Raw genomic sequence first — 12,961 nt, forward strand, 5'->3', positions numbered from 1 at the left:
TGATCAAGGAGTGAACAAGTGACTGAAGTCTGTGTTGATCGCGACGTGCTGAGCGCGCTGCAAGAAGTCATGGAGGATGGTTATCCGGAACTGCTGGATACCTTCCTGGCCGATTCCGAGGCCCGCCTGCGCGAATTGCAAAAAACTGCAGATGCCGATGCGTTATCGTCGGTGGCCCATAGTTTCAAGGGTAGCAGCAGCAATATGGGCGCGACCCGTCTGGCCGAGCTTTGTCAGGAGCTGGAGCAGCACGCCAAGGACAAGAGCCCCTCCGAAATCCTCAAACTGGTGGCCGAAATCCACGACGAATTCGCGGATGTGCGCCCCGTCTATGAAGCCGAGCGACAGCGCTCACCTGCCCATTGAGTCGTCCGTCCGGCGCTTTTGTCCGGTCCCGGACAAAACTGGCCCGGCACTTGCAGTCATCTCGTTCATCTGTACCTACGATCCCAGTGCAGCGGAGACCGTGCCATGCCTGCAACCCCTAACATTCTTCTTCAGGCCGCCGCCCAGGCCAAGGCGCAAACCGCCTCTGCCAAATCGTCTGCGGTGGCCGCAGGGCCCGGGGACAAGGCTTCCAGCTTCGCTCAGGTGTTTGCCGATCAAGGGCAGAACAAACCTGTCGTGACGATCGACAATTCGCCCAAACCCGCACGTGACAAAGATGCTGGCAGTGTCGGCAACAAGGATGCCGGCAAGGATCAGTCTGCCGCCCCCGCGCCGACGGTTGCCGATAGCGGCAAAGCCTTGCCCGCCGACAACACGTCGTCGACGCCTGCGGATGACAAGGTCGCCGGCAGCGACGATACCTCGGACACCCCGGCCGCTCCGGTGGCTGATACCACCCCTGTGGTGGATCCGACGCTTGATCCTGCGCTGATGCAGGTCGTGCAACCGGTGGTCACGCCGCCGGTGGTGGCGGCCCCCGTGGTCGAGGCTCCGGTGAAGCCCGAGACCCCGGCGCCGGCGGTTGCAGCATTGCCGGCTGCGGCCCCCGCTCCGGCTCCAGCCATTGACAGTGATTTCGATCCCGAGGCCGATCCGCTCGATGCGCTGCCGGTACTGCGCATGGCGATGGAGCAGAGCGGTCACATTTCCGCCTCCAGTCAGTCGCAACCCAAGGCGACCCCTGCTCAGGCCCAGGCCGATGGCGACCTGACTTCGGCGCAGACGTTTGCTGTCGGCATGGCCAGCATGCTGGACGTGCAGGCTGACAAGGACAGCACCAGCCAGGGCGGTGAAAAGGCCTTCAGTGGCCTGATCGACGAGGGGCTGAAAGACTTGAAGTCCGCCACCAGCGATACCCGCGTGGATGATTTCGCCAACCGCCTGGCGGCGCTGACTCAGGCGGCTACACCGAAAACCGCCAACGCCGTGCCGGTGAACCAGCCGATCGCCATGCATCAGAACGGCTGGACCGAGGAAGTGGTCAACCGCGTCATGTACCTGTCGAGCAACAACCTGAAGGCGGCGGATATCCAGTTGCAGCCGGCCGAACTGGGACGTCTTGATATCCGTGTGAACATGGTGCCGGACCAGCAGACTCAGGTGACGTTCATGAGTGCTCACCCGAGCGTGCGCGAAGCGCTCGACGGTCAGATGCATCGTCTGCGTGACATGTTCACCCAGCAGGGCATGGGCCAGGTCGACGTCAGCGTTTCCGACCAGAACCGTGGCTGGCAGGGTCAGGGCCAGGAACAGGCGCAGCAGGGGCAGACGGGGCGCACCGGTGCCGCTGGTGGTCGCCTGGACTCCTCGGAAGAAGAGTTGACGTCAGCGGCCGTGGCTGAAGCCGCGGCTCAAACCACCCAGGTAATCGGCTCCAGCGCCGTCGACTACTACGCCTGATTGAAAGCACTCACAAAACCTGTGGGAGCTGGCTTGTCGGAACGCCGCATCGCAGCGATGGTTGCAGCACATTCAAAATACAATGTGTCAGACAAATCGCTATCGCCGGCAAGCCAGCTCCCACAGGGATTTGCATCAGTTCACCATTTCCTCTCATCTTCCCTCCGACACTTCTGGCATAACACTTGCTCTTGCCTTGCCGTGCGACTGTGAAAACCCGATTAGTGACGGATTATTGGCATGGCGAAGAGCGAAGCAGCAGCAGTAAAAGACCCCGCAACCAAAGGCAAACTCAAGATGATCATTGCGATCGTGCTGGGGTTGCTGCTGGCCATCGGCGCGTCTGTGGGGGCGACCTGGTTCTTCATGCACAGCGCCCAGAGCAAGCCTGCGGCTGCCGTGGAAACCGCTCCGGTCGGCAAGCAGCCGGCGATTTTCGAACCGATGGCGCCGGCCTTCGTGGCCAACTACAACCAGAACGGCCGTCAGCGCTACATGCAGGTGAGCATCACCATGCTGGCGCGCAACCAGGCCGATCTGGACGCGCTCAAAGTGCACATGCCGGTGATCCGCAACAACCTGGTGATGCTCTTCTCCGGTCAGGACTTCGCCACGCTGGCGACCCCGGTCGGCCAGGAGATGCTGCGCCAGAAAGCCACGGCCAGCGTCCAGGAAGTGGCGCAGAAAGAGCTGGGCAAAGTGGTGATCGAACAGTTGCTTTTCACTAATTTCGTATTGCAGTAGGAACACGACATGGCCGTGCAGGATCTGCTGTCCCAGGATGAAATCGACGCGCTGTTGCATGGCGTCGACGATGGTCTGGTACAGACCGATAACGCTGCCGAACCCGGCAGTGTCAAAAGCTACGACCTGACCAGCCAGGATCGCATCGTCCGTGGACGCATGCCGACTCTGGAGATGATCAACGAGCGTTTTGCCCGTTATACCCGCATCAGCATGTTCAACATGCTGCGCCGCTCGGCGGACGTTGCCGTCGGTGGCGTGCAGGTGATGAAGTTCGGCGAATACGTGCACTCGCTGTACGTGCCGACCAGTCTGAACCTGGTCAAGATCAAACCCCTGCGCGGCACCGCGCTGTTCATCCTGGACGCCAAGCTGGTGTTCAAACTGGTGGACAACTTCTTCGGTGGCGACGGCCGTCACGCCAAGATCGAAGGGCGTGAATTCACCCCGACCGAACTGCGTGTGGTACGCATGGTGCTGGAGCAGGCGTTCGTCGATCTGAAAGAAGCCTGGCAGGCAATCATGGAAGTCAACTTCGAGTACATCAACTCGGAAGTGAACCCGGCCATGGCCAACATCGTCGGCCCGAGCGAAGCAATCGTGGTTTCCACGTTCCACATCGAACTCGACGGCGGTGGCGGCGACCTGCACGTGACCATGCCGTACTCGATGATCGAGCCGGTGCGTGAAATGCTCGATGCCGGTTTCCAGTCGGACCTCGACGACCAGGACGAGCGCTGGGTCAACGCCCTGCGTCAGGACGTGCTCGATGTCGACGTGCCGATCGGCGCCACCGTGGCTCGCCGCCAGTTGAAACTGCGCGACATCCTGCACATGCAGCCGGGTGACGTGATCCCGGTCGAAATGCCGGAAGACATGATCATGCGCGCCAACGGCGTGCCGGCCTTCAAGGTCAAGATGGGCTCGCACAAAGGCAACCTCGCGTTGCAGGTCATCGAGCCGATCGAGCGCCGCTGAAGCGGCGCCACACCCCTTTCGCATTTAACTGAATTGTTGCCCGCCGAGGACAAATGATGAACGACGAAATGAACGCCCAGGACGATCAGGCACTGGCTGACGAGTGGGCTGCGGCCCTGGAAGAAACCGGCGAGGGCGGTCAGGCCGATATCGATGCGCTGCTGGCGGCCGACGCCGGCGTGTCGAGCTCCAACCGTGTGCCGATGGAAGAATTCGGCAGCGTGCCCAAGAGCAACGAGCCCGTGAGTCTGGACGGTCCGAATCTGGACGTGATCCTCGACATCCCGGTGTCGATTTCGATGGAAGTGGGCAGCACCGACATCAACATTCGCAACCTGCTGCAGTTGAACCAGGGTTCGGTGATCGAGCTCGATCGTCTGGCCGGTGAGCCGCTGGACGTGCTGGTCAACGGCACCCTCATCGCTCACGGTGAAGTGGTGGTGGTCAACGAGAAGTTCGGCATCCGCCTGACCGACGTGATCAGCCCAAGCGAACGCATCAAGAAGCTGCGCTGAGTGAAAAAGGTTCTGTGCTCCTTGCTGGCTGCGGTGCTGGCGCTGCCATTGATGGTCATGGCCGCTGAACCTGCGGCGACAGCTGCGGTCGCTCCGGCTGCTCCGGCGGTAGCCCCGGCAGTCAACAGCGGCGTCGCCGGGCAATTGACGCAGTTGGTGTTCGGTCTGTTGCTGGTGGTGGGGCTGATCTTCTTCCTCGCCTGGCTGCTGCGTCGGGTGCAGAACGCGGGGCCGGCGGGCAAGGGGCAGGTGATCGAGCTGATCGGTTCCCGTGCGCTCGGTCCTCGTGACCGTCTGCTGCTGGTACAGGTCGGCAGCGAGCAGATCCTGCTGGGGTTGAGCCCGGGCACCATCACCGCGCTGCATGTGCTCAAGGAGCCGGTAGAAGTCCCGGCCACATCCGAGAAAGCGACTCCGGAGTTTGCCCAGCATCTGTTGAAGATCCTGGGCAAGGATCAGAAGGATACGAAGTAATGGGCGCGTTGCGCATCGTCTTGACCCTGGCCTTGATGTTGGCCGCGCCACTGGCGTTCGCCGCCGATCCGTTGTCGATCCCGGCAGTGACCCTGGGCACCAATGCCAACGGGGCGCAGGAGTATTCGGTCAGCCTGCAGATCCTGCTGATCATGACGGCGCTGAGTTTCATCCCGGCCGCCGTCATTCTGATGACCAGCTTCACCCGGATCATCATCGTGTTCTCGATCCTGCGTCAGGCCCTCGGCCTGCAGCAGACACCGTCGAACCAGATCCTCACCGGCATGGCGTTGTTCCTGACCCTGTTCATCATGGCGCCGGTATTCGACCGGGTGAACAACGATGCCCTGCAGCCCTATCTGGCGGAGAAACTCACCGCCCAGCAAGCGGTGGAAAAGGCTCAGGTGCCGATCAAGGACTTCATGCTGGCGCAGACTCGCTCCACGGATCTGGAGCTGTTCATGCGTCTGTCCAAGCGCACCGACATCGCCACGCCGGATCAGGCACCGCTGACCATTCTGGTGCCGGCGTTCGTCACATCCGAACTGAAAACCGCGTTCCAGATCGGCTTCATGATCTTCATTCCGTTCCTGATCATCGACCTGGTCGTGGCCAGTGTGCTGATGGCGATGGGTATGATGATGCTGTCGCCGCTGATCATTTCCTTGCCGTTCAAGATCATGCTGTTCGTGCTGGTTGACGGCTGGGCGCTGATCATCGGCACCCTCGCCAGCAGTTTCGGAGGTGTTTCACCATGACGCCGGAAGTAGCGGTCGACATCTTTCGCGAAGCCTTGTGGCTGACCACGATGATGGTCGCGATCCTGGTGGTCCCGAGTCTGCTGGTGGGCCTGCTGGTGTCGATGTTTCAGGCGGCGACGCAGATCAACGAACAGACCCTGAGCTTTCTGCCGCGTCTGCTGGTGATGCTGGTGACCCTGATCGTCGCCGGTCCTTGGATCATTCAGACCTTCATGGAATACATCATCCAGTTGTACAAAAACATTCCGCTGGTCATCGGCTAGGCCATGCAGTCGCTGCTTCAGTTGACCGACGCCCAGATCAGCACCTGGGTGGCGACGTTCATGCTGCCGCTGTTTCGCATCGGCGCCATGCTGATGGTGATGCCGGTCTTCGGCACCACGCTGGTCCCCAAGCGCATCCGTCTGTACCTCGCCCTGGCGATCACGGTGGTGATTTCGCCGAACCTGCCGCCCATGCCGGCGGTCAGTCCCCTCGACCTGAGCGGGCTGTTGATGATTGCCGAGCAGATTCTGGTCGGGGCGGTGCTCGGGTTTTCCCTGCAACTGTTTTTCCAGGCCTTCGTGATCGCGGGGCAGATCGTCGCGATTCAAATGGGCATGGGTTTCGCCTCGATGATCGACCCCACCAACGGCGTGTCGGTGGCGGTGATCGGGCAATTCTTCACCATGCTGGTGACGCTGCTGTTCCTCGGCATGAACGGGCATCTGGTGGTGTTCGAAGTGCTCACCGAAAGCTTTACCACGCTGCCGGTCGGTGCCGGTCTGATGACGGCGCATTACTGGGAACTGGCCGGCAAGCTCGGCTGGGTGCTCGGTGCGGCATTGATGCTGGTGCTGCCGGCGGTCACCGCGCTGCTGGTGGTCAACATTGCGTTCGGCGTGATGACGCGCGCGGCGCCGCAACTGAACATTTTCTCGATCGGTTTCCCGCTGACCCTGGTGCTTGGCCTGTTTATCGTCTGGGTCGGTCTGGCGGATATTCTCAACCAGTATCAACCGCTGGCCGTCGAAGCCTTGCAGTTGTTACGCGAACTGGCACAGGCGCGCTGAGTCATGGCAGAGAGCGAGAGCGGTCAGGACAAGACAGAAGACCCCACGGAGAAGCGCAAGAAGGACTCCCGGGAAAAGGGCGAGATTGCCCGCTCCAAGGAGCTCAACACGCTGGCGATCATGCTGGCCGGTTCCGGGGCGCTGCTGATTTTCGGCGGCATGCTGGCGCAGGACCTGATGGAGCTGATGCGCGTGAATTTCACGCTGTCGCGCGAAGTTGTCATGGATCAGGGCGCCATGGGCCGGTTCCTGATGAGCTCCGGGCTGTCGGCGCTGCTGGCGATCCAACCGATCATGATCACGTTGCTGCTGGCTGCGTTTCTGGGGCCGATCGCCCTCGGCGGCTGGTTGTTTGCGGCGGGTTCTCTGGCGCCCAAGTTCAGCCGGATGAACCCGTTGTCCGGTCTCAAACGCATGTTCTCCATGAAGTCGGTGGTCGAACTGCTCAAGGCGTTGGCCAAATTCCTGATCATTCTTGCCGTGGCGCTGGTGGTGTTGTCCGGGGATGTCGACGACTTGTTGCGCATCGCCCATGAGCCAATGGACCGGGCCATCATTCACAGCCTGCAAGTGGTGGGCTGGAGCACCCTGTGGATGGCGTGCGGGCTGATCATCATCGCGGCCGTCGATGTTCCCGTGCAGATCTGGGAGAGCATCAAGAAGCTCAAGATGACCAAGCAGGAAGTGCGCGACGAGCACAAGGACCAGGAGGGCCGACCGGAGGTCAAGCAGCGGATCCGTCAGGTGCAGCGCGAGATGTCGCAGCGGCGGATGATGGCGGCGATCCCCGAGGCCGACGTGGTCATCACCAACCCGACCCACTACGCCGTGGCGCTCAAGTACGATTCGGAGAAGGGCGGGGCGCCGGTGCTGCTGGCCAAGGGCACTGACTTCCTGGCGCTGAAAATCCGCGAGATCGCCACCGCCAACGAGGTGATGCTCCTGGAATCGCCGGCCCTGGCGCGTTCGATCTACTACTCCACCGAGCTGGAAGAAGAGATTCCCGGCGGCCTGTACCTGGCGGTCGCTCAGGTACTGGCCTACGTCTACCAGATCCGCCAGCACCGCGCAGGCAAGGGTAAGTTCCCGGAACCGCTCAAGGACGACCTGCCGATTCCGCCGGATCTGCGACGCGATTCCTGACTCGGCAGCTCGTCTGAAAAACATCCATACCTGACAGTTCTGACAGTAGACGGCGATGGGCTATCGGTGCATTCATAGCGGCGGGAATGTTCCCTTTGGAGGTCTCGTCGTTGGCGCTCTCGGGCATGTGTCTGAAGCGTTCGAGATGCTCAGGACTGGTCAGGGGTGGTCATCATGGTAGAGCGTCTGTATAGAAAACTTTCGGGTATGAATCTCGAGTTTGTCTCGGGGCGATTGGAAGAGAATTCTTCTGAAAAGGCTATTGGCTATGTCGTAGTTTTTAGAATGAATCTTGATTTCCTGAATTTCAAAGTCATGGCCGATCAGTTCATACCCGGCTATCTGAATCATCCGGTAAACGCCATCCGCCCAGAACTGGACGGTACGGCCTACCACTATGCCTACAATTATTTCTTTGATTCGGCGGGGAAAATCACCAACAACCCGACATTGTTCAAAGTCTTCACGCATCCAGAGTTCTACATGGATCAATGGTCTAGTGGAGGCTTGGAAAAACGTTACGCCAAGCCGCATTTCGAGGTCGTCGATGGACAACTGCAGATTACCGCGCGTACAGACTTTCGTTGGGGGGACGGTCGCGAGATCCGCATTGCTGATTTGCCGCTGATTTATTTCCAGTGGGCACTCAACCTGTTGGAGAGCGATGTTGAATTCCCCGAGTTCAAATCGCCGGAAACCAAAGTAGTATTGGGCTATGCCCACGAAGACTCGGTAGAGGTCGAGGGTGTGCAATTGTTACGTGGGACGTTGTACATGATCGGTGCGCAACTCGAGTTCGGCGAGATTCCGCCACAAAGAATACTCACGGCGCAGTGATGAGGGGCCGACTCGATGGGGTAATGAATGAAGCCGCCGCCGATTAAGTTCGGTGGCGGCTTTTTTGCGTCCGATGAAATGAGTTGTTTGTGGGGGGCGTTTTTGCGAGCGGGCCCGCGAAAGCGTCGACCGCCACGACGCATTTCTCAAGCCTTTACACAGAGGTCTGCGACGGTTGTAGCTCCAGATTATTCAGCACCCGATTCGCTGCCAGTTCCCCAAGCATGATCAGTTGCCCGATGCCCGTCAGCGTCCTGCGTTGCGAGGCGGGCATGAGGTGGGCGAAGTCATTGGCGATGGTTCTGGCGGAAGCGAGGGTTTCGCAGAGCTCGACCAGCAGCTCTTCGTTTTTGAAGTCTGCGGTGACGGCAAACATCCGGCGGGTTCTGCGGGGCGGTGGCGTGGCGCCGGGCGGGCAGAGATAGTGATCGAGGGCGCGGTCGGCGGCTTCGTGAAGCTTTCTGGAGTCGAGGGATTCGTAGGGCGAGGCAGGGTCGGTTTCGGGCGGGTTGGGTGTTGGTTTGATCATGGTGAAGCTCCTTTGGGGTGGAGCCGCCAGATCCAGTCGCTAAACAGGAAGGTGGCGGCTGTACGCAGGTTAGCGAACCGGTCAAAGGCACCCGGCAGACCACAAGGGTCTCCCGCATACAGCCACCATAACGAAATTGCAGACATACAGATCCGCAACGAAGCCTGGAACGCTGGTGCACCTTTAAATTGAGCCGAGTCGCTAAACCCGATCGCTGATTCGTCAACGACCGATCCACAATAGAATCCGACCCCAAAGCGCACAAGCCGGCGGATTCTGGCGTAGCGGTAGGCAATGGCGCAAGGATTCGTAGCCTCCAAGGCGTGTCTGGAGGTGTCTTTTAAACACTCGAGTTTAAAAGGCACTTTTTGCTGACTTCTTGCGAAAGCGACATCCCGCCCAGCAGAAAAACCACACTCAAACCCCTCTGTTTCAATCATCGGCAAAAGTTGGAAGGCTTCTTGCAGTAGCCGCCGTGCGCCCGCTTGGGGCGTCAAAAGTTTGCTTTAAAGGAACGGGGAAAACCGGTGGATCGCTCTCAGTTAATCAACAGTGCTCGCTCGAACATTGCCGAACTCAGTCGAGGCAATCTGGGTGTGCCGCTGTTGCTGCTGGTCATGCTGGCGATGATGATGCTGCCGGTGCCGCCGTTCCTGCTCGACGTGTTCTTCACCTTCAACATTGCCCTGTCGATCGTCGTGCTGCTGGTCTGCGTGTACGCCTTGCGGCCGCTGGATTTTGCGGTGTTCCCGACGATCCTGCTGGTGGCGACCTTGCTGCGGCTTGCGCTGAACGTGGCGTCGACCCGGGTGGTGATGCTCCACGGTCAGGACGGTCACGCCGCTGCCGGTAAGGTGATTCAGGCCTTCGGCGAGGTGGTGATCGGCGGTAACTATGTGGTCGGTATCGTGGTCTTCGCGATTTTGATGATCATCAACTTCGTCGTGGTGACGAAGGGTGCCGGACGTATTTCCGAGGTGAGCGCGCGTTTCACCCTCGATGCGATGCCCGGCAAACAAATGGCCATCGACGCCGATCTCAACGCCGGTCTGATCGACCAGGCCCAGGCCAAGGCCCGTCGCCAGGAGGTCGCCCAGGAGGCAGAGTTCTACGGTTCGATGGACGGTGCCAGCAAGTTCGTCCGTGGTGACGCCATCGCCGGTCTGCTGATTCTGTTCATCAACCTGATCGGCGGCATGGCGGTCGGTATCTTCCAGCACAACATGTCCTTCGCCGACGCGGGCAAGGTTTACGCCTTGCTCACCATCGGTGACGGTTTGGTGGCGCAATTGCCATCACTGTTGTTGTCGACAGCGGCCGCGATCATGGTGACCCGTGCTTCCGGTTCGGAAGACATGGGCAAGCAGATCAACCGCCAGATGTTTGCCTCGCCGAAAGCCCTCGCGGTCGCCGCCGGTCTGATGGCGATCATGGGGCTGGTGCCGGGCATGCCGCATGTCTCGTTTCTGACCATGGCCGCGCTGGCCGCCGGTGGCGCCTACCTGTTCTGGAAAAAGCAGAACGTGGCCAAGGTGCAGGCGCTGGAAGAGGTCAAGCGTCAGCAGGAACTGCTGCCGTCGCCGGCTCGCGCCATGGAAACCAAGGAACTGGGCTGGGATGATGTGACACCGATCGACATGATCGGCCTGGAAGTCGGTTATCGGCTGATTCCGCTGGTGGATCGCAACCAGGGCGGGCAGTTGCTGGCGCGGATCAAGGGCGTGCGCAAGAAGCTCTCGCAGGATCTGGGCTTCCTGATGCCGACCGTGCACATCCGCGACAACCTCGACCTGGCGCCAAGTGCCTATCGCCTGACCCTGATGGGGGTGATTCTGGCCGAGGCCGAGATCTATCCGGAGCGCGAACTGGCGATCAACCCGGGGCAGGTCTATGGCACGCTCAACGGCATTACCGCCAAAGATCCGGCTTTCGGTCTCGAGGCCGTCTGGATCGAAGTCAGTCAGCGTGCCCAGGCGCAATCGCTCGGCTACACCGTGGTGGACGCCAGTACCGTGGTCGCCACCCACTTGAACCAGATTCTTTACAAGCACTCCAGCGAGCTGATTGGCCACGAGGAAGTGCAGCAACTCATGCAATTGCTGGCCAAGAGCTCGCCGAAACTGGCCGAAGAGCTGGTGCCGGGCGTGGTCTCGCTGTCACAACTGCTCAAGGTATTGCAGGCGCTGTTGGCCGAACACGTGCCGGTGCGCGACATCCGCAGCATCGCCGAAGCCATCGCCAACAACGCCGCCAAGAGTCAAGATACCGCCGCGCTGGTGGCTGCCGTGCGGGTCGGCGTATCCCGTGCCATCGTCCAAAGCATTGTAGGGACTGAGTCCGAGCTGCCAGTCATCACGCTGGAGCCAAGGTTGGAACAAATATTGCTCAATAGTTTGCAGAAGGCAGGACAAGGCTCGGAAGAGGGCGTTCTGCTGGAGCCGAGCATGGCCGAGAAGCTGCAGCGTTCGCTGATCGAAGCGGCGCAGCGCCAGGAAATGCAAGGACAGCCGGTGATCCTGTTGGTAGCAGGGCCGGTTCGCGCGATGCTCTCGCGCTTCGGCCGCCTGGCAGTCCCCGGACTGCATGTGCTGGCCTACCAGGAAATTCCGGACAACAAGCAAGTGACCATCGTTGCGACAGTAGGGCCCAACGGCTGAGGTAGTGGTTTATGCAAGTTAAGCGTTTTTTCGCCGCCGATATGCGTCAGGCCATGAAACTGGTTCGTGATGAGCTGGGCGCCGATGCCGCCATCATTGGCAACCGCCGCATTGCCGGCGGTGTCGAGCTGACGGCGGCGCTGGATTACAAACTGTCGGCGCTGGCGCCACGGGTTCCGAACATGGAACTCGAAGACGAGCTGCGCAAGACCCAGTCGCGCATCGTCACGGCACAGGCCGAGCTGAGCATGCGCGGTGAAGCCGACGGCAGCACCAATCGCCAGCTGTTCGCCGGGCTGCCATTGACCGCCGGCCTGCCTTTGACGGCTGCCGAGCCCTTGAGCGAACCCACCTACGCCGCACCTGCACGTCCGGCGCCCGCACCTGCGCCGGTGGCTGCCGGTGTCGATCCGCGTGCACTGGATTCGATGCGTTTCGAACTCAACAGCCTGCGCGAGCTGATGGAAGTGCAACTGGGCACCCTGGCCTGGAATCAGCTGCAGGGCAGCCGTCCGGCCCAGGCCAATCTGTATCGTCGTCTGCAGCGCATCGGCCTGTCCGGTCCGCTGGCCCGTGACCTGCTGGCGCTGACCAGCGACATCGAAGAGCCTCGTCAGGCCTGGCGCATGCTGCTCGCGCACCTGGCGCGCATGATCGTCACACCGGAAGTGGAGCCGCTGGAAGAGGGCGGGGTCATTGCCATGGTCGGCCCGGCCGGCATGGGCAAGACCACCACACTGGCCAAACTGGCAGCCCGTTACGTGCTCAAGTACGGCGCGCAGAACATCGCGCTGGTGAGCATGGACAGTTTCCGCATCGGCGCTCAGGAGCAGTTGAAAACCCTGGGCCGCATCCTCAATGTATCGGTGACTCACGTCGACCCGGGCCAGTCCCTGGTGCAGGCGCTGGATCCACTGCTGCGCAAACGCGTGGTGCTGATCGATACCGCGGGCCTGCAGGCCAGCGATCCGGCATTGCGCATGCAGCTGGAAAGCCTGGCCGGTCGCGGCATTCGTTCAAAAAATTATCTGGTGCTGGCAACCACCAGCCAGAAACAGGTTCTAACCGCCGCTTATCACAGTTACAAGCGTTGCGGGCTCGCCGGGTGCATCCTGACTAAACTGGATGAAACGGCCAGCCTTGGCGAAGTGCTGAGTCTGGCAATCAGTCATGAACTGCCGGTCGCCTATCTGACCGACGGCCCGCGGATTCCGGATGACCTGCATCTGCCGCGCCGCCATCAACTGGTCAGCCGCGCCGTCAGCGTGCAAATGCAGGAAGAACCCAGCGAAGAAGCCATGGCTGACATGTTCGCTGATATCTACCACAGTCCGACCAAGCAGGTTGGCTGAGGTAATGAACAGTTTTTGTACCTACATAGATGGTCTGCCATGCATTGTTCCGGTTGTGAACGCGCAGCCAG

The 12,961-nt window shown here is 60.6% G+C and carries 14 protein-coding genes; 13 read left to right on the forward strand and 1 reads right to left on the reverse strand.

What is annotated here, in order from left to right:
* The first annotated feature begins 18 nt into the window (after nt 1-18).
* From NWV16_RS08560 to NWV16_RS08610, 11 genes are all read left to right on the forward strand, one after another.
* Nucleotides 19-366 (forward strand): Hpt domain-containing protein, encoded by a 348-nt coding sequence (locus tag NWV16_RS08560; protein ID WP_065260767.1) that lies wholly within the window; start codon nt 19-21, stop codon nt 364-366.
* Nucleotides 367-471: 105 nt separating this feature from the next.
* A complete protein-coding gene (locus NWV16_RS08565; protein WP_260522699.1) occupies nt 472-1,848 on the forward strand; it encodes a flagellar hook-length control protein FliK in 1,377 nt (458 codons plus the stop codon).
* A 240-nt stretch (nt 1,849-2,088) separates the two neighbouring features.
* Nucleotides 2,089-2,592 (forward strand): flagellar basal body-associated protein FliL, encoded by a 504-nt coding sequence (gene fliL / locus NWV16_RS08570; protein WP_065260765.1) that lies wholly within the window; start codon nt 2,089-2,091, stop codon nt 2,590-2,592.
* A gap of 9 nt (nt 2,593-2,601) precedes the next feature.
* Nucleotides 2,602-3,570: a flagellar motor switch protein FliM gene (fliM, locus tag NWV16_RS08575; RefSeq protein ID WP_003222890.1), complete on the forward strand. Its 969-nt coding sequence runs from the start codon at nt 2,602-2,604 to the stop codon at nt 3,568-3,570.
* A 53-nt stretch (nt 3,571-3,623) separates the two neighbouring features.
* Nucleotides 3,624-4,085, forward strand: coding sequence for a flagellar motor switch protein FliN (gene fliN / locus NWV16_RS08580; RefSeq protein WP_176704483.1), 462 nt, complete (start codon nt 3,624-3,626; stop codon nt 4,083-4,085).
* 51 nt (nt 4,086-4,136) lie between these two features.
* Nucleotides 4,137-4,559 (forward strand): flagellar biosynthetic protein FliO, encoded by a 423-nt coding sequence (gene fliO / locus NWV16_RS08585; protein WP_409519378.1) that lies wholly within the window; start codon nt 4,137-4,139, stop codon nt 4,557-4,559.
* Entirely contained in the window at nt 4,559-5,317 is a 759-nt protein-coding gene (gene fliP, locus NWV16_RS08590; RefSeq protein ID WP_065260763.1) for a flagellar type III secretion system pore protein FliP, read from the forward strand. The genes fliO and fliP overlap by 1 nt, the downstream gene beginning before the upstream one ends.
* The gene (fliQ, locus tag NWV16_RS08595; RefSeq protein WP_065260762.1) at nt 5,314-5,583 is read left to right on the forward strand and encodes a flagellar biosynthesis protein FliQ; all 270 of its coding nucleotides are present in this window, start codon (nt 5,314-5,316) and stop codon (nt 5,581-5,583) included. Before fliP ends, fliQ begins: the two co-directional genes overlap by 4 nt.
* A gap of 3 nt (nt 5,584-5,586) precedes the next feature.
* Nucleotides 5,587-6,372, forward strand: a complete 786-nt coding sequence (gene fliR / locus NWV16_RS08600) for a flagellar biosynthetic protein FliR (protein ID WP_260522700.1) — start codon at nt 5,587-5,589, stop codon at nt 6,370-6,372.
* A gap of 3 nt (nt 6,373-6,375) precedes the next feature.
* Nucleotides 6,376-7,515: a flagellar biosynthesis protein FlhB gene (gene flhB / locus NWV16_RS08605; RefSeq protein WP_065260760.1), complete on the forward strand. Its 1,140-nt coding sequence runs from the start codon at nt 6,376-6,378 to the stop codon at nt 7,513-7,515.
* A 174-nt stretch (nt 7,516-7,689) separates the two neighbouring features.
* Nucleotides 7,690-8,352, forward strand: coding sequence for a hypothetical protein (locus NWV16_RS08610; RefSeq protein ID WP_260522701.1), 663 nt, complete (start codon nt 7,690-7,692; stop codon nt 8,350-8,352).
* Between the two features lie 154 nt (nt 8,353-8,506).
* Here the strand turns inward: NWV16_RS08610 and NWV16_RS08615 are convergent, their stop codons facing one another.
* Nucleotides 8,507-8,881, reverse strand: coding sequence for a DUF6124 family protein (locus NWV16_RS08615; RefSeq protein WP_260522702.1), 375 nt, complete (start codon nt 8,879-8,881; stop codon nt 8,507-8,509).
* Nucleotides 8,882-9,408: 527 nt separating this feature from the next.
* Between NWV16_RS08615 and flhA the strand changes: the two genes are divergently transcribed.
* Both flhA and flhF read left to right on the forward strand, forming a co-directional pair.
* Nucleotides 9,409-11,538, forward strand: a complete 2,130-nt coding sequence (gene flhA / locus NWV16_RS08620) for a flagellar biosynthesis protein FlhA (protein WP_065260758.1) — start codon at nt 9,409-9,411, stop codon at nt 11,536-11,538.
* Nucleotides 11,539-11,549: 11 nt separating this feature from the next.
* A complete protein-coding gene (gene flhF, locus NWV16_RS08625; protein WP_260522703.1) occupies nt 11,550-12,890 on the forward strand; it encodes a flagellar biosynthesis protein FlhF in 1,341 nt (446 codons plus the stop codon).
* The last annotated feature ends 71 nt before the right edge of the window (nt 12,891-12,961 follow it).

Source organism: Pseudomonas sp. BW7P1 (assembly GCF_024981055.1).
In the GTDB taxonomy this organism is placed as follows: Bacteria; Pseudomonadota; Gammaproteobacteria; order Pseudomonadales; family Pseudomonadaceae; genus Aquipseudomonas; species Aquipseudomonas bananamidigenes.

Excerpts from the sequence above, each read along its gene's own strand:
- NWV16_RS08565 (WP_260522699.1), top strand. The coding sequence starts at position 472 with ATGCCTGCAACCCCTAACATTCTTCTTCAGGCCGCCGCCCAGGCCAAG.
- fliL (WP_065260765.1), top strand. The coding sequence starts at position 2,089 with ATGGCGAAGAGCGAAGCAGCAGCAGTAAAAGACCCCGCAACCAAAGGC.
- fliM (WP_003222890.1), top strand. The coding sequence starts at position 2,602 with ATGGCCGTGCAGGATCTGCTGTCCCAGGATGAAATCGACGCGCTGTTG.
- fliN (WP_176704483.1), top strand. The coding sequence starts at position 3,624 with ATGATGAACGACGAAATGAACGCCCAGGACGATCAGGCACTGGCTGAC.
- fliO (WP_409519378.1), top strand. The coding sequence starts at position 4,137 with ATGGTCATGGCCGCTGAACCTGCGGCGACAGCTGCGGTCGCTCCGGCT.
- fliP (WP_065260763.1), top strand. The coding sequence starts at position 4,559 with ATGGGCGCGTTGCGCATCGTCTTGACCCTGGCCTTGATGTTGGCCGCG.
- fliQ (WP_065260762.1), top strand. The coding sequence starts at position 5,314 with ATGACGCCGGAAGTAGCGGTCGACATCTTTCGCGAAGCCTTGTGGCTG.
- fliR (WP_260522700.1), top strand. The coding sequence starts at position 5,587 with ATGCAGTCGCTGCTTCAGTTGACCGACGCCCAGATCAGCACCTGGGTG.
- flhB (WP_065260760.1), top strand. The coding sequence starts at position 6,376 with ATGGCAGAGAGCGAGAGCGGTCAGGACAAGACAGAAGACCCCACGGAG.
- NWV16_RS08610 (WP_260522701.1), top strand. The coding sequence starts at position 7,690 with ATGGTAGAGCGTCTGTATAGAAAACTTTCGGGTATGAATCTCGAGTTT.
- NWV16_RS08615 (WP_260522702.1), bottom strand. The coding sequence starts at position 8,881 with ATGATCAAACCAACACCCAACCCGCCCGAAACCGACCCTGCCTCGCCC.
- flhF (WP_260522703.1), top strand. The coding sequence starts at position 11,550 with ATGCAAGTTAAGCGTTTTTTCGCCGCCGATATGCGTCAGGCCATGAAA.